The organism is Halomonas sp. B23F22_3, assembly GCF_043496965.1.
In the GTDB taxonomy this organism is placed as follows: Bacteria; Pseudomonadota; Gammaproteobacteria; order Pseudomonadales; family Halomonadaceae; genus Halomonas.
Genome location: NZ_JBIEKG010000001.1, coordinates 55575 through 69643 on the forward strand (window position 1 = coordinate 55575; position 14069 = coordinate 69643).

Here is a 14069-nt window from a genome sequence, read left to right on the forward strand (position 1 = left end):
CTCCGCCGCTCAGGATTTCTGGAACATGGCGAGCATCCGGCGTGTCACCAGGAAGCCACCCACGATATTGATGGACGCGATCAGCACCGAGATCGCCGCCAGTACGCCGACCACGACGCTGCCCGAGCCGATCTGCAGGACCGCCCCCAGGATGATGATGCCGGAGATGGCATTGGTCACCGCCATCAGCGGCGTGTGCAGCGAGTGGCTGACGCCCCAGATCACCTGGAAACCGACGAAGCAGGCCAGCACGAAGACGATGAAATGCTGCATGAAGGAGGCCGGGGCCACCTGGCCGAGCAGCAGCATCAGCGCGCCACCGACCGCCAGCAGGGTCACCTGGCGCTTGGTCTGCGCCTTGAAGGCGGCGTGTTCGGCGGCCTTCTTCTCCTCCGGCGTCGGCTCCTTCTCCTTGGGCTTGGGCTTGGAGGCGCCGATGGCCTTCACCTTGGGCGGCGGCGGCGGGAAGGTGACTTCGCCCTGATGGGTCACCGTGGCGCCGCGGATGACGTCATCCTCCATGTCGTGCTCGATCACGCCCTCCTTCTCGGGGGTCAGATCGGTCAGCATGTGGCGCACGTTGGTGGCGTAGAGCAGCGAGGACTGGGTGGCCATGCGCGAGGGGAAGTCGGTGTAGCCGACCACCGTCACGCCGTTGTCGGAGACCACCTTCTCGTCCGCCCGGGTCAGATCGCAGTTGCCGCCCTTCTCGGCCGCCAGGTCGACGATCACCGAGCCGGGCTTCATGGCCGCGACCATGTCCTCCAGCCACAGCTTGGGCGCCGGCTTGCCGGGAATCAGCGCCGTGGTGATGACGATATCGACGTCCGGCGCCTGCTCGCGGAAGCACTCGAGCTGCTTCTCGCGGAATTCGGGGCTGGAGGGGGCCGCGTAGCCACCGCTCTCCGAGCCGTCCTGGCTGTCCTCGAAGTCGAGGAACAGGAACTCGGCGCCCATCGATTCGATCTGCTCGGCGACCTCGGGCCGCACGTCGAAGGCGCGCACCACGGCGCCGAGGCTGGTGGCCGTGCCGATGGCGGCAAGCCCCGCCACGCCGGCACCGATCACCAGCACCTTGGCCGGGGGCACCTTGCCGGCGGCGGTCACCTGGCCGGTGAAGAAACGCCCGAAGTGGTTGCCGGCCTCGATCACCGCGCGGTAGCCGGCGATGTTGGCCATGGACGACAACGCGTCCATCTTCTGGGCCCGCGAGATGCGCGGGACCATGTCCATCGCCACCACGGTGGCGCCCTTGGCGCGGCATGCCTCGAGCATCGCCTCGTTCTGGGCCGGCCAGAAGAAGCTGATCAGGGTCTGGCCCTCGCGCAGGCGCTCGGCCTCCTCCTCGAGGGGCTCGCGGACCTTGATCACCACCTCGGCCTCGGTCCACAGCGCCTCGGCGCCGTCGACCACGGTGACGCCGGCATCGCGATAGGCGGCGTCGTCGAAGCCGGCGGCCGCGCCGGCCCCGGTCTCGATGAGGCAGTCGTGTCCGAGTTTCTGGATGAACTTCGCGCTGTCGGGGGTCAGCGCGACACGCGCCTCACCCTTGGCGAGCTCCTTGGGTGCACCAATCTTCACGTTGGATCTCCCGCTAGTTATTGGAATCTTGCATAGGTCAGACCGGATATTCATACCTGAGCATGCCGCGATGCACAACAGCCAGGCGAAGGTCGAGGAGGGAGACAGAATCGCGTCTTACCGCCGACGAAAAACGCCGTCCGGGCCCGGCAAGCTGCTTGACGCAAACGGCAACCGGCGGATGAGAGCGACACGAAAAGGCCGCCCGAAGGCGGCCTTTTCTGATGGTGACATCGCGGGCGATGTCGCGGTCAGGCTGGCGATCAGGCGCTCAACAGGGCATTGAGACGCTTGACGTAAGCGGCAGGGTCATCGAGATGACCGCCCTCGGCGATGATCGCCTGATCGAGCAGGATGCGCGCCAGATCCTCGAAGCCGTCACCCTCGACGCCCTCGAGGCGCGCCACCAGGGCATGCTCGGGATTGAGCTCGAGGATCGGCTTGACCTCGGGCATCGCCTGGCCGGCGGCCTCCATGATGCGACGCATCTGGAAGCCCATCTCGTGCTCGGGCAGCACCACGCAGGCCGGCGAGTCGGTCAGGCGATGGGTCACCTTGACCTCCTGGACCTCGTCGCCCAGCGCCTCCTTGACGCGCTTGACCAGGTCCTCCTTGGCCTTGGCGGTCTCCTCCTGCGCCTTCTTCTCCTCCTCGTCCTCGATCTCGCCGAGGTCGAGCTCGCCCTTGGCGACATCGACCAGGTTCTTGCCCTCGAAATCGGTGAGGTGGCTCATCAGCCACTCGTCGATGCGGTCGTGGAGCAGCAGCACCTCGATGCCCTTCTTGCGGAAGACCTCCAGATGGGGGCTGTTCTTGGCCGCATTGAAGCTATCGGCAACGATGTAGTAGACCTTCTCCTGGCCCTCCTTCATGCGCGCGACATAGTCGGCCAGCGACTGGTCCTGGGTGGCGCTGTCAGTATGGGTGCTGGAGAAGCGCAGCAGGCCGGCGATCTTCTCGCGATTGGCGTGATCCTCCGCCGGGCCTTCCTTGAGCACGCTGCCGAAGGTGTTCCAGAAGGTCTGATAGGCCTCGGGATCCTTGGCCAGCTTCTTGAGCATGTCCAGCGAGCGTTTGGTCAGGGCGCTCTTGATCTTCTCGACCTGCGGATCCTGCTGCAGCAGCTCGCGGGAGACGTTCAGCGACAGGTCGCGAGTGTCCAGCACGCCCTTGATGAAGCGCAGGTAGAGCGGCAGGAACTGCTCGGCGTCATCCATGATGAAGACGCGCTGCACGTAGAGCTTCACGCCGCGGGCGCCGTCGCGCTCGTAGAGGTCGAACGGCGCGCGGCCCGGCACGTAGAGCAGGCTAGTGTATTCGAGCTTGCCCTCGACCTTGTTGTGGCTCCAGGTCAGCGGATCGCTGAAGTCGTGGGCCACGTGCTTGTAGAAGGCCTTGTACTCGTCATCGGTGAGCTCGCTCTTGGGGCGCACCCACAGCGCGGTGGCCTCGTTGACGGTCTCCCAGGTGGTGGTCTCGCTGCCCTCGATCTCGTTGCCGTCCTCGTCACGGGCGGTCTCGACCTTGGGCATGCGCACCGGCACCTCGATGTGGTCGGAGTACTTGCGCACCAGGCTCTGCAGGCGGAAATCGTCGGCGAACTCGCGGGCGTCCTCCTTGAGGTGCAGGACGATCTCGGTGCCGTGGGTCTCGCGCTCGATATCGGCGACGGTGAACTCGCCCTCGCCCTTGGAGTGCCACTCGACGCCGTCGCCCTGCGCGGTACCCGCCTTGCGGGTGCGCACGGTGATGTCGTCGGCGACGATGAAGCCAGAGTAGAAGCCGACGCCGAACTGGCCGATCAGCCGGGCATCCTTCTGCTGCTCGCCGGAGAGCTGCTTGAGGAACTCGGCGGTCCCCGAGCGCGCGATGGTGCCGAGGTTCTCGATCACCTCGTCGCGGTTCATGCCGATGCCGTTGTCGCGCACGGTGACGGTGCCCGCCTCGGCGTCGTGCTCGATCTCGATGCGCAGCTCGCTGTCGCCCTCATAGAGCGCATCGTTGTCCAGCGCCTGATAGCGCAGCTTGTCGCAGGCGTCGGCGGCGTTGGAAATCAGCTCACGCAGGAAGATCTCCCGGTTGGAATACAGGGAGTGGATCATCAGGTGCAGCAGCTGCTTTACCTCGGTCTGGAAGCCGAGGGTTTCTTCATGGGTGGCAGTGGTCATGTGGCTCGGACCCCTTTTTCGACATGACAATGGTGGCGAGGCCACCGATGTGGAACTGTCGTCGATATGGGGCCCGTCGTGGGCTTTTCAAGCACCCCGTCGCGCTTAACTGGCGGAGGGGTCACCGAGCACGAAGTGCAGGCGCGCGGTGGCCACCGGCAGCGCCTCGCGTTCCTGCCAGGCCGTGACCTGGACGTTGCCCAGGCGCCGCCCCTCGCGCAGCAGGGTGCAGCGGGCCAGGGTCGGCACCACCCGGGCGGTGCGCAGGTAGTCAATGGAGAGATCGACGATGCGCGGCAGGCGCGGCTCCCGCGCGGCCAGCATCAGGTCCAGGGTCGCCGCGGTCTCCATGAAGGCGGCCACCACCCCGCCATGCAGCGCCGGCAGCAGGACGTTGCCGACGTTCTCCTCGCGGGGATCGAGGCGAAACAGCAGACCCTCGCCGTCCGGATCCGCCTCGGCCGTGACGCCGATGCGTCGGGCATAGGGGATCAGCGCCAGCCACGCCTGGACGTCGCCCTCGGCGCGGGTGCGCGCCAGCCATTCGACGTCGTGGAAGCCATCACGCATGGTCGCTCTCCTCGACAGGGGCCTCGGCGAACAGCGCCTCGGCGAAGCCCGGCGGCGTATTGCGCGGGCCCAGGCGCACGAAGTTGCCGATGCCTCGCGCCAACGGTCCCGCCTGCTGGCGAAGCGTGCCCTCGGTGAAGACCACCGAGGCGGTGACCCGCACCACCCGCGCCTCGGCGATGATCGCCTGCCCGGCCACGCCCGGCCGGTAGTGGTCGACGCGCAGATCGAGGGTCGGACAGACCTCCGGCGCCGGCAGCGCCGGCAGCACCGCCGAGCCGCAGGCGGTATCGAGCAGCATGGTCAGCACCCCGCCGTGCACCAGCCCCCGGGTGGCGTCACCCAGCAGGTCATCGTGCCAGGGCAGGCGCAGGCGCACGCCCTCGGGGCCGGCCTCGAGCACCTCGAGCCCGAGCGCGCGCGTATGGGGGATGACCGCGACGAAACGCGCCAGGGCGCGTCGCCAGTCGGCGGCGCTGGGGGAATGATCGGGGGTCATGCGGACCTCGTGGGGACGCCTGTCGAGAAAGATTCAAACGATCGTATCAGGACAGGCGTTCGTCGTCGCGTCGACCTTCGCCGGGGGGCTTGTCCCCCGGGCCCTCCCGCCAGGCGCGATACCCCGCCAGGTGACGATCGACGCGGGTCAGCAACCAGCCGACGATCACCGCGTCGTCGACCAGGCCGATCAGCAGCAGGACATCGGGAATCAGATCAAGCGGCGAGATCAGGTACCCAAGCGCCACCAGCATCCACAGCAGGGCGCCCCAAGGCACCGGCCGGTAACGCCCCAGCAGCACGTCGCGGGTCATGGGCAGGAAGAGTCGCAGGGCGCGCGCCATCTGCCCGAACACCCGGGAGCGCCGCCGCAGGCGCTCCATCGGCCCGCCACCGCTGAATCTGGCCATCTTTCTCTCCTTGCCGCCACGCACGAATCCCGCTACACGATAGAATATCCCCGCGACGCCGGATAGCCGGCGCCTGTCGGGCCACGGCGACACTACTCAAGCCCGCCGCCATCGGCCACCATGGCCGACCGCCGATCGCGAACCGCAAGAGGTCCTCCCATGCCCCCGTCATTCGGTCACTGCAAGTCCCTGATCGTCGCCACCCTCTGCTGCCTGCCTCTGCTCGCCCAAGGCAATGACCGCGCCATGCAGGATGCCCTGCAGGCCGCGCGCAGCCAGCAGTGGCAGAAGATCGATCAGCGCGCCATCGAGGATCACGTGCTGGCCGGCTATGTCGACTACCACCGACTCAAGGCCCGCCTGCCCGGCGCCGAGCCCGAGGCGGTGCTGGACTTCATCGAGCGCCACGACGATACCCCGCTGGCGGAGTGGTTGCGCGGCCAGGCCATCGAGCACTATGGCGAGGCGGGGCGCTACGCAAGCCTCAGGGCGGTGGCCGACGGCGTGCCCTCAGGCACCGAACGTCAGTGCCACTACTACACCGCCCAGCTCGGCGCCGACCCGCAGGCGGCCGCCGAGGGGGGCCGCGAGCTGTGGCTGGTGGGCCGTTCGCAGCCGGACGCCTGCGACACCCTCTTCAACACCCTGCGAGCCCAGGGGGAGATCGATCAGGAAGCGATCTGGGAGCGCATGACCCTGGCCTGGCAAGCCGGGGAGACGGGGCTCGCCGCCTACCTCGGCCGCATGCTCGGTCGGGAGTGGCAGAATGGCCGCACGGCCATGGCCGTGCTGAAGCAGGACTTCTCCGCCGTCACCCGCACGCCTGCCTGCCTCGGGCCGGAGTGCCGCGGCACCAGCGCGCTGTATGCCGCCGCCATGCACGGCTTCACCCGGGCGGATACCGAGGCCGCCCTGGAGGCGTGGCGCAAGCTCGCCCCTCACCTCTCCCTCCAGGAGCGCCACCGCCGCGCGATCGAGCACGACCTGGCCTTCTACTCCCTGGTCCGCGACATCGACCAGAACCTCGGCTGGGTCGACGACCTGCTGACGCGACGCGATGACGACGACCTGCTCGAGCTGCGGGTCAGGACGGCGCTGGGTGATCGCGACTGGGCCGGGGTCATCGCCTGGACCGACCGGATGGGCGAGGCGCAGCGCGGCGAGAGTCGCTGGCAGTACTGGCGGGCACGGGCCCTGGAGCAGCGGGGCGACGACGACCAGGCCCGCGAGGCCTACGCCCGGGCCGCCGATGAGCGCAATTTCTTCGGCTTCGCCGCCGCCGATCGCCTCGATCGTCCCTACGCCCTCAACCAGGCGCGCCACCGGATCGACGAGGCGACTCGCCGGGCGGTGGCAGAGTGGCCGGCCGTGCGCCGCACCGAGGCCCTGCTGCGCATCGGCGAGCCGGGGCTCGCCGCCAGCGAGTGGTATGCCGCCGCCGCGCGCGGCACCGAAGAGCAGGCCCGCCTGCTCGCCGACTATGCCCAGCGGCGCGGCTGGCAGGCCCGGCTGGTGCAGACCACCATCGCCGGCAAGCTGTGGGATGACCTGGCGTGGCGTTTCCCCGAGGCCTATCGCGATCACTTCCTGCACTGGGGCCGGCAGACCCGCGTCGATCCCTACCTGCTGATGGGCATCGCCCGGCGCGAGAGCGCCTACAATCCCGATGCGCTGTCGCCGGCCGGGGCCCGCGGCCTGATGCAGCTGATGCCGGGCACCGCCACCCAGGTCAGCCGGCAGCTCGGCATGAGCGACCCGGGGCCCTACGGCGTGCTCGACCCCGCCGTCAATATCCGTCTCGGCAGCACCTATATCCGCGACATGCTCGACCGCTACCGGGGCAACCGCCTGGCGGCCACCGCGGCCTACAATGCCGGCCCCCACCGGGTCGACCGCTGGCTGCGCGACGCCCCGCGGGAGTTCGACCTCTTCGTCGAGAGCATCCCCTTCCGCGAGACCCGCGACTACGTGCAGGCCGTGCTCGCCTATCGCGTGATCTTCGAGAGCCTGGCCAAGGGCGGCGACAGCGCCGGCGTGTCGCTGCTGACCCCGGCGGAGACCTCGGTGCGCTACGACCGCTCGCTGCTGGCCAGCAACTGAGCCTCGGCAGCGCCCCTCTCACCGCCCCCCAGACGAAAGCGGCCCCGGGAGTTCCCGGGGCCGCTTTCGTTTCGGCATCCGCTTCAGCCCGGCGGGCGGGTCAGCGCCAGCTTGATGCCGAAGCCGACCAGCACGGCTCCGGTCAGGCCGTTGAGCCAGCGCGTGAACGCCGCGCTGGCCAGCCACTGGCCGGCGCTGCCGACCATCGCCACGATGCCGATCTGCCACAGGTTGGCCACCACGAAGTGCACGCCGGCCAGCCACAGCGACTTGGCGAGCGCCGGATCCCCCGGGGCGATGAACTGCGGCAGGAAGGCCATGTAGAAGACCACCGTCTTGGGGTTCAACACGTTGGAGAGCAGTCCCTCGCGCACCGGCCGCCACAGCGGCACGGGCCGACGCTCCGTCGCGACGCCGGCCACGGGAAGACCCTTCCCCCGCCGGGCGGCCAGCAGGCTCGCCACGCCCAGCCACACCAGATAGGCGGCCCCCGCCAGCTTTAGCACGCCGAAGGCCCAGGCCGATTGCAGCAGGATGAGCGAAATGCCGAGCGCCGAGACCGTGGCGTGCACGAAGAGGCCGCAGCAGATGGCCAGGCTGGTGGCCACGCCGTCGCGCCAGCCGCCCCGCGCGGTGTTGCGGATCACCAGCAGGGTATCCACCCCGGGGCTCATGCTGAGCAGGGTGATGGCCACCAGGAACGGCCAGAACTGTGCGTCGATCAACATGCGTCCTCCGAGCGGGAATCCAGAAGGCACCCTCGCCTGTCACGGCAGAAGGGCATCCGGCGGTCAGCCGTTGAAGATGCCGCGGCGCGCATGGCGCATGGAGATCTGGTCGTTGAGGGTCCAGAAATCGTAGAGCACGCCGAGGCCGAAGAGGCCGAAGGTCAGCAGGTAGAGGATGCCGGTCAGCCACTTGCCGAGGTAGAAGCGATGGATGCCGAAGACCCCGAGGAAGGTCAGCAGCAGCCAGGCCAGAGTGTAGTTGGTCGGGCCGGCCTGGAAGCGCAGGTCCGCCTGGCGATCCATGGACGGAATCAGGAACAGGTCGATCAGCCAGCCGATGCCGAGCAGCCCCAGGGTGAAGAACCAGATCGTGCCGGTGACCGGCTTGCCATAGTAGAAGCGGTGGGCGCCGAGGAAGCCGAACAGCCACAGCAGGTAGCCGACCACCTTGCTGTGGGTGTCGCTGGAGGCGAGATGCGGTTGGGACATGGAGGCTCTCTTTCGGTGATGAAGGGGGCGAGATGGAGGCTGGACGCTCACGGGCTTTCCATCTACAGTATTTTTGCGGGCGGCAGCGCCAGTCTCCCTGCGACACCGTGTTGACGCAACCCTGGCGCTGTAGCACTATCCGCTGCGTTGGTCAGCAAGCAGAAAAGTCGTCAGTTGTACTTCGATTCCTTCGATATACCCGGTGCGCACTTGCTTCTTGTCCTGCCCACGTATTACGGGTCCATGGCGAGGTCGACCCTCCCTGGCCCAGCACCATTATTTAGTTAGTTAAGGAAATCGACAATGGCAACTGGCACTGTCAAGTGGTTCAACGACACCAAGGGCTACGGCTTCATCTCTCCGGACGACGGCGGTGATGACCTGTTCGCTCACTTCTCCGAGATTCAGGCTGAAGGCTTCAAGTCCCTGCAGGACGGCCAGAAAGTCACCTTCGAAGTGACCCAGGGCAAGAAAGGCCTTCAGGCCTCCAACATCCGCGCCGCCGACTGATCCTCGGTTGACCCGGAGACGACCGGCCGGCAGCGCCGTCCGAGCGTCATAGAGAAAGGCCCACCGTAAGGTGGGTCTTTTTCGTTTGCGGTGTCCGGCAGGCGAGCGTGATTCAGTCCTCCTCGCCTGGGCTCGCCTCGATATCGAGCTCGGAAGAGCTGCCCGGGGCCTGGCGTTCGGCCTCCTGGAACTGCTCCTCGATCTGGCGACTCGCCTCCTCGAAGCGCTTCTCGGTCTCCTTGATGATGGCATCGACCTCATCCTCACCGAGTTCGTCCGGCACCGCCGAGACCTCATCCGGCAGCGGGGAGGACTCCTCCAGCACCGACTCCAGATCGGCCGAGGCGTCAGGCTCGGGGATCGCCTCGCCCTCGGGCCGCTGCCGCTCCGCCTGCTCGAACTGCTCGTCGATGCGCCGGCTGGCCTCCTCGAAGCGCCGCTCGGTCTCCTCGAGGATGGCATCGACGTCGGTACGGCTCGTCTCGCCGGGCAACGCCTCGTCGCTCATCACGGGATCGGCCTCGCCGGGTGCCTCGGGGTCGCTCTCGACCGTCTCGGTGCCCGGTTCGGCAGGCGCCGCCTCGGGCTGCTCGGTCGTCGTCTCGCCCGCGGCCCTCTCCTCGCCCGTGGACGAGGCCTCGGCGGATGACGCGCTTTGTGTCTCGGGGGTCGAGGGCGTCTGCTCGGCCGGCTGGCTCGCCGCCTGCTGGGCCCCATCGCTCTCGGCGGGTGTCGGCGTGTCGTCGCCGTTATCGCACCCGGTCAGCCCCACCACCAGCGCCAGAGCCGAGACCAGCGGCATCCAGGGTTTCATGGTCATTCTCCTGTTCCTGCCGAAAAAGGGCGCCATTGCACCAGAGCCCCCTCGCGGCCGCAAGGTGACGGCCCGCCTCAGGTAGCGAACAGCTGGCCGGCGATATCGCGAAAGGCCTTGAACTCGATGGCATTGCCGCTTGGGTCACGGAAGAACATGGTGGCCTGCTCGCCGGGCTCTCCGCGAAAGCGCAGGTAGGGTTCGATCTCGAAACGCACGCCCGCCGCGGTGAGCCGGTCGACCAGGGCTTCCCAGTCGGCCATCTCCAGCACCACGCCGAAGTGCGGGACCGGCACGCCGTGACCGTCGACCGGATTGCGATGATCATCGAGGCCCTGCTCGCCCAGCGCCGGGTTCAGGTGGCAGACGAACTGGTGGCCATAGAGGTTGAAGTCGATCCAGGTATCGCTGGAGCGACCCTTCGGGCAGCCCAGCAGATCACCGTAGAAACGGCGGGCCTCGTCGAGGTCTCGGACCTGAACGGCCAGGTGGAAGGGGGTGAGCATCGCGACGTCCTCCGCTGATCAGTGATGGGGGTACGATCATTCATCATGCCGTCTCCGCGACCGACTCGCCAGCCGCCCCGCCTTGCCGCTCCTCGGGCGGGCGCGCCGGACTCGGCAGTGGACACCCCAGGCTCCAGGCCACCGCACACAGCAGCTCCGCCTCCTCGGGCTCGATCCGGCCATCGTGGGCCACGCAGCAGCTCATGGCCGCCAGCAGCGGGGCCCGCTCGGACGTGGCCAGGCGCACCAGCCGTGCCATGGCCCAGTCGAGATCCGTGGCCCGGGCCGACTCGGGGACGACATCCAGGGGCACGCCCAGCGCGGCCGAGAGCCGCTCGACGGCCTCGTGCGTCGGGAGTGCATCCTGCCGGCCGGCCCGCGCCAGCGTCGAGAGCAGCAGGGAGAGCGGGCCGGACAGGTCGGCCAGGTGGCGGTCGCGCCGAGCCCGGCGCTCGCCGGCAAGCCCCTGGAGCACGAGCCGGTGCAGCGCCCACTGCAGGGCCCCCGGATGCGACTCCAGGGCCATCAAGCGGCGCAGGCAGGCCTGAAACCGCATCGACTGCGCCACCGATAGCCGGCGCAGCACGGGCAGCGCAAGCTCCAGCAGTGGCAGGCGCTGGCCCGGCGCCAGCCGTGACAGCGGCCCCTCGAGCGACTCGAGCTCGACGAGCACATCGGGCTGGGCCTGACCGACCAGGGCCTCACGCTGCGCCTCGCGACTGGCGGGATCGGCGCCCATCAGGATGCCGTAGACCAGCGCCCGGGCGGCAGAGGGCTCGTGGGCCGCCGCGATCAGGCGCTCGTCGATCTCGCCGAGCCGCCGACGAGCGCGATCGATGTCCTCGGCGCTCGGTCGGCCTACACTCGCCACGATGGCATCGGCAACATTCGCTTCCTGCTTTACCGGGGCGTCGGCCCCTCGGGCATCGGCCGTCGCCTGGCGGGCCGACGACCCCGCCGCCAGGGTGGCGGCGCCCGCCCGCGGCCCGGTCGCCGCACGGGGCGGCGCCGAGCGGATGGCCGGTGCAGGGGGCAGGCTACCGTCCCAGTGGGGCTCTAGGCGACGGATGCGCGCCTCCAGCGGCGGATGCGTGGCGGTCAGGCGGGAGAGGGAATGCACGCCGCTGCCGAAAAACAGATGGCTGAACTCCTGGGCATGGGTGGCGAGCAGCCGCGAGCCCAGGCGATGGGCGGCCAATACCTTCAGGGCGCCCGCGATCCCCTCGGGGTGGCGGGTGTACTGGACGGCGCTGGCATCGGCCAGGAACTCCCGCTGGCGGCTCACCGCCGCCTTGATCAGGTTGCCGCACAGGGTGCCGGCATAGCCCACCACCATCAGCGCCGCGCCGAGGCCCAGCACCGCGACATGCCCCCCGCCCCGCCGGGAGCGCGTCCGACGGCCGCCGGAGGAGTGCAGCAGCAGACGACCGGCCAGGCCGATCACCAGCACGCCGTGCAGCAGCGCCACCAGCCGCAGGTTCAGGCGCATGTCGCCGTGGAGGATATGGCTGAACTCGTGGGCGATCACCCCCTGCAGCTGATCCCGATCCAGTGCCGCGAGGGCACCCCGGGTGACGCCGATGGCCGCATCGTCGAGGTCATGGCCCGCCGCGAAGGCATTGATCGCCTGATCCTCAAGCACGAAGACCTCCGGCACCGGCATGCCGGAGGCGATGGCCATCTCCTCCACCACGTTGAGCAGCCGGCGCTCCTCCTCGTTGCGGGTTTCCAGGTTGAGCGGTCGCCCGCCCAGGGCCGCCGCCACCACGCTGCCGCCGGCGCGCAGCTGGAGGTGGCGCACCAGGCTTCCCAGGCCGACCACCAGGATCACCGCCGTCGCCACTCCGCCCAGCAGGCGCGGCTCCAGGGCCCGTGCCAGGGGATCGGCGGCGAGCGGACCGACATCGAGCAGGGTCACCGCCAACGCCACCGCCAGGGACGCCGCGACGATCAGGGCGGCCACCGCCAGCACCAGCAGCATGACCAGCCGGCCGGTCATGCGACGGGCACGATCCTGTGCCGTAAAGAAGTCCATGGGCGACGCCTCAGAACGTCACACGAGGCGCCGCCTGGATCTCGGCACTGTCATCGAACTCCAGCTGGGCCGCCTCGCCCTTGTGGCCGAAGGAGCCGGCCAGCAGCACCGGGGGAAAGCTCTGCCGATAGGTGTTGTACTGCATCACCGCATCGTTGTAGGCCTGCCGGGCGAAGGCCACCCGGTTCTCGGTCGTGGTGAGCGTCTCGCTGAGCTGACGCATGTTCTCCGAGGCCTTGAGTTCCGGGTAGGCCTCCATCACCACGTTGAGGCGCCCGAGCGCGGCGCCCAGCGCGCCCTCGGCGCCAGCGAGCTCGGCCATCGGACCGGGCTCACCGGGCCGGGCCGCGGCGTGCTGGAGCCCCACCTCGGCGGCATTGCGCGCCTCGGTCACCGCCTGCAGGGTTTCCCGCTCATGGCTCATGTAGGCCTTCGCGGTCTCGACCAGGTTGGGAATCAGGTCGTGACGGCGCTTGAGCTGCACCTCGATCTGGGCGAAGGCGTTCTGGTAGCGGTTCTTCAGCGCCACCAGGCGATTGTAGATGGCCACCCCGTAGACCAGCAGGAGGCCCAGCAGTACCACGGGGATGATCAGCGAGAGGCTCATGATGTCGTCTTCCCTTGTCGACCCGAATCGGTCCGCCCGAGGGCGGTTGCCACGTATCTCATGTGCGAGCGTTCATAGTAGCCTCATGCCGGCCGGGAGAGCAGTGGGCAGTCCGTCGACACCGCCAGCCACAGTGCTGCGGGATCGATCGTCACCGTGAAGCCCTGCCGCCGGGCGGGCTCGCCGTCCAGGGTGAGCGGCACGGGCTCGTCGGCCTCGAAGGCGAGCCAGTCGACCCGCAGGGTGTCGACGTGGGTGCCGCGGGCAGGGCGCGTCTCGAGCTCGTGGCGCATGGCGCGCAGCTGGGTCAGCGAACCGATGTCGTGCAGGATCAGCACGTCGAGGCGACCGTCGTCCAGCGTCGCCTGCGGGGTCAGCAGATGCCCCCCGCCCGACTGGCGACCGTTGCCGACGGCCAGCAGGCAGACCTCGACCCGGCGTTCGCCCTCCGGCCAGCGAATCCGCCCCGCATAGTGGTTGATGTGCCAGGCCTTGACGGCCCCGATCAGCGAGTAGGCGCCGCCGCCGAGCAGTCGCTTCAAGCCCTTGGGCGTGGACGAGGTGATCTCGGCCCCGAAGCCGGCGGTGGCCATGTTCAGGAAGTGCCAGTCGTCCAGGCGGGGCACGTCGATTCGGTGCGCTGGCAGGCTCAGGGCCGCCTCGAGGGCCGGCTCGCAGGCCAGCGGCAGGCCCAGTGAGGTGGCGAGGTCATTGGCACTGCCCAGGGGCAGGATGCCGAGCACCGGGCGACGTTCGCGGGGCACGCGCATCAGGCCGTTGAGCACCTCGTTGACCGTGCCGTCGCCGCCGCCGGCGATCACTCGATCGACGCCGTCGCGGGCGGCCTGCTCCGCCATGCGCTCGGCGTCACCGGCCTCCCAGGTGGCGCGTACCTCGAGGGCATCGCCCGCCGCCCGCCGAGCGAAGACCGCCTCACGCACCTCCGGCAGCTGCGCCGACTTGCCGTTGAGGATCAGTCTGGCCATGCGCCCTCCTCTGCCCGGTTTGCCCTCGACGAGCGCCGCCACCCTGTCACGACCGCGTCATCGCCGA

At 68.9% G+C, this 14069-nt stretch carries 14 protein-coding genes; 2 read left to right on the top strand and 12 right to left on the bottom strand.

All coding sequences use genetic code 11. The annotated features are described in order from the left end of the window. Positions 1 to 9: 9 nt before the first annotated feature. From ACGTNG_RS00260 to ACGTNG_RS00280, 5 genes are all read right to left on the bottom strand, one after another. Positions 10 to 1581: a Re/Si-specific NAD(P)(+) transhydrogenase subunit alpha gene (locus ACGTNG_RS00260; RefSeq protein WP_394574831.1), complete on the bottom strand. Its 1572-nt coding sequence runs from the start codon at positions 1579 to 1581 to the stop codon at positions 10 to 12. Positions 1582 to 1844: 263 nt separating this feature from the next. Continuing rightward, complete coding sequence (htpG, locus tag ACGTNG_RS00265; protein WP_394574832.1) at positions 1845 to 3749, bottom strand: molecular chaperone HtpG; 1905 nt, start codon at positions 3747 to 3749, stop codon at positions 1845 to 1847. A gap of 105 nt (positions 3750 to 3854) precedes the next feature. Continuing rightward, a complete protein-coding gene (locus tag ACGTNG_RS00270; RefSeq protein WP_394574833.1) occupies positions 3855 to 4319 on the bottom strand; it encodes a PaaI family thioesterase in 465 nt (154 codons plus the stop codon). Beyond that, positions 4312 to 4818: a PaaI family thioesterase gene (locus tag ACGTNG_RS00275; RefSeq protein WP_394574834.1), complete on the bottom strand. Its 507-nt coding sequence runs from the start codon at positions 4816 to 4818 to the stop codon at positions 4312 to 4314. Before ACGTNG_RS00275 ends, ACGTNG_RS00270 begins: the two co-directional genes overlap by 8 nt. A 46-nt stretch (positions 4819 to 4864) precedes the next feature. After that, positions 4865 to 5227 (bottom strand): YkvA family protein, encoded by a 363-nt coding sequence (locus ACGTNG_RS00280; protein WP_394574835.1) that lies wholly within the window; start codon positions 5225 to 5227, stop codon positions 4865 to 4867. Between the two features lie 159 nt (positions 5228 to 5386). Here ACGTNG_RS00280 and ACGTNG_RS00285 point away from each other — a divergent pair, with 159 nt between their 5' ends. Next, entirely contained in the window at positions 5387 to 7327 is a 1941-nt protein-coding gene (locus ACGTNG_RS00285) for a transglycosylase SLT domain-containing protein (RefSeq protein WP_394574836.1), read from the top strand. An 83-nt stretch (positions 7328 to 7410) separates the two neighbouring features. Here the strand turns inward: ACGTNG_RS00285 and ACGTNG_RS00290 are convergent, their stop codons facing one another. Both ACGTNG_RS00290 and ACGTNG_RS00295 read right to left on the bottom strand, forming a co-directional pair. Then, positions 7411 to 8055 carry a LysE family translocator gene (locus ACGTNG_RS00290; RefSeq protein ID WP_394574837.1) on the bottom strand — a complete coding sequence of 215 codons (645 nt, stop codon included), beginning with the start codon at positions 8053 to 8055 and terminating at the stop codon, positions 7411 to 7413. A gap of 63 nt (positions 8056 to 8118) precedes the next feature. Next, positions 8119 to 8544, bottom strand: a complete 426-nt coding sequence (locus ACGTNG_RS00295; protein WP_394574838.1) for an NINE protein — start codon at positions 8542 to 8544, stop codon at positions 8119 to 8121. A 303-nt stretch (positions 8545 to 8847) separates the two neighbouring features. Here ACGTNG_RS00295 and ACGTNG_RS00300 point away from each other — a divergent pair, with 303 nt between their 5' ends. Further along, on the top strand, positions 8848 to 9054 hold the full coding sequence (locus ACGTNG_RS00300; protein WP_040187864.1) for a cold-shock protein: 207 nt from the start codon (positions 8848 to 8850) through the stop codon (positions 9052 to 9054). A 112-nt stretch (positions 9055 to 9166) separates the two neighbouring features. Here ACGTNG_RS00300 and ACGTNG_RS00305 read toward each other — a convergent pair whose 3' ends face one another. The 5 genes from ACGTNG_RS00305 to yegS all read right to left on the bottom strand — a co-directional run bounded on the left by ACGTNG_RS00305 (position 9167) and on the right by yegS (position 14002). Next, on the bottom strand, positions 9167 to 9868 hold the full coding sequence (locus ACGTNG_RS00305; protein ID WP_394574839.1) for a prolipoprotein diacylglyceryl transferase: 702 nt from the start codon (positions 9866 to 9868) through the stop codon (positions 9167 to 9169). Positions 9869 to 9945: 77 nt separating this feature from the next. Beyond that, the gene (locus ACGTNG_RS00310; RefSeq protein ID WP_394574840.1) at positions 9946 to 10374 is read right to left on the bottom strand and encodes a VOC family protein; all 429 of its coding nucleotides are present in this window, start codon (positions 10372 to 10374) and stop codon (positions 9946 to 9948) included. Between the two features lie 43 nt (positions 10375 to 10417). Continuing rightward, the gene (locus ACGTNG_RS00315) at positions 10418 to 12409 is read right to left on the bottom strand and encodes a M48 family metallopeptidase (protein WP_394574841.1); all 1992 of its coding nucleotides are present in this window, start codon (positions 12407 to 12409) and stop codon (positions 10418 to 10420) included. A gap of 10 nt (positions 12410 to 12419) precedes the next feature. Beyond that, the gene (locus ACGTNG_RS00320) at positions 12420 to 13016 is read right to left on the bottom strand and encodes a LemA family protein (protein WP_394574842.1); all 597 of its coding nucleotides are present in this window, start codon (positions 13014 to 13016) and stop codon (positions 12420 to 12422) included. A gap of 83 nt (positions 13017 to 13099) precedes the next feature. Further along, positions 13100 to 14002 (bottom strand): lipid kinase YegS, encoded by a 903-nt coding sequence (gene yegS, locus ACGTNG_RS00325; protein ID WP_394574843.1) that lies wholly within the window; start codon positions 14000 to 14002, stop codon positions 13100 to 13102. Positions 14003 to 14069: the final 67 nt, after the last annotated feature.

What these genes read in the sequence shown, in the direction of transcription:
- ACGTNG_RS00280 (WP_394574835.1), bottom strand. Translation starts at nt 5,227, where the DNA reads ATGGCCAGATTCAGCGGTGGCGGGCCGATGGAGCGCCTGCGGCGGCGC.
- ACGTNG_RS00290 (WP_394574837.1), bottom strand. Translation starts at nt 8,055, where the DNA reads ATGTTGATCGACGCACAGTTCTGGCCGTTCCTGGTGGCCATCACCCTG.
- ACGTNG_RS00295 (WP_394574838.1), bottom strand. Translation starts at nt 8,544, where the DNA reads ATGTCCCAACCGCATCTCGCCTCCAGCGACACCCACAGCAAGGTGGTC.
- ACGTNG_RS00315 (WP_394574841.1), bottom strand. Translation starts at nt 12,409, where the DNA reads ATGGACTTCTTTACGGCACAGGATCGTGCCCGTCGCATGACCGGCCGG.
- htpG (WP_394574832.1), bottom strand. Translation starts at nt 3,749, where the DNA reads ATGACCACTGCCACCCATGAAGAAACCCTCGGCTTCCAGACCGAGGTA.
- ACGTNG_RS00305 (WP_394574839.1), bottom strand. Translation starts at nt 9,868, where the DNA reads ATGAAACCCTGGATGCCGCTGGTCTCGGCTCTGGCGCTGGTGGTGGGG.
- ACGTNG_RS00320 (WP_394574842.1), bottom strand. Translation starts at nt 13,016, where the DNA reads ATGAGCCTCTCGCTGATCATCCCCGTGGTACTGCTGGGCCTCCTGCTG.
- yegS (WP_394574843.1), bottom strand. Translation starts at nt 14,002, where the DNA reads ATGGCCAGACTGATCCTCAACGGCAAGTCGGCGCAGCTGCCGGAGGTG.
- ACGTNG_RS00270 (WP_394574833.1), bottom strand. Translation starts at nt 4,319, where the DNA reads ATGCGTGATGGCTTCCACGACGTCGAATGGCTGGCGCGCACCCGCGCC.
- ACGTNG_RS00300 (WP_040187864.1), top strand. Translation starts at nt 8,848, where the DNA reads ATGGCAACTGGCACTGTCAAGTGGTTCAACGACACCAAGGGCTACGGC.
- ACGTNG_RS00310 (WP_394574840.1), bottom strand. Translation starts at nt 10,374, where the DNA reads ATGCTCACCCCCTTCCACCTGGCCGTTCAGGTCCGAGACCTCGACGAG.
- ACGTNG_RS00285 (WP_394574836.1), top strand. Translation starts at nt 5,387, where the DNA reads ATGCCCCCGTCATTCGGTCACTGCAAGTCCCTGATCGTCGCCACCCTC.
- ACGTNG_RS00275 (WP_394574834.1), bottom strand. Translation starts at nt 4,818, where the DNA reads ATGACCCCCGATCATTCCCCCAGCGCCGCCGACTGGCGACGCGCCCTG.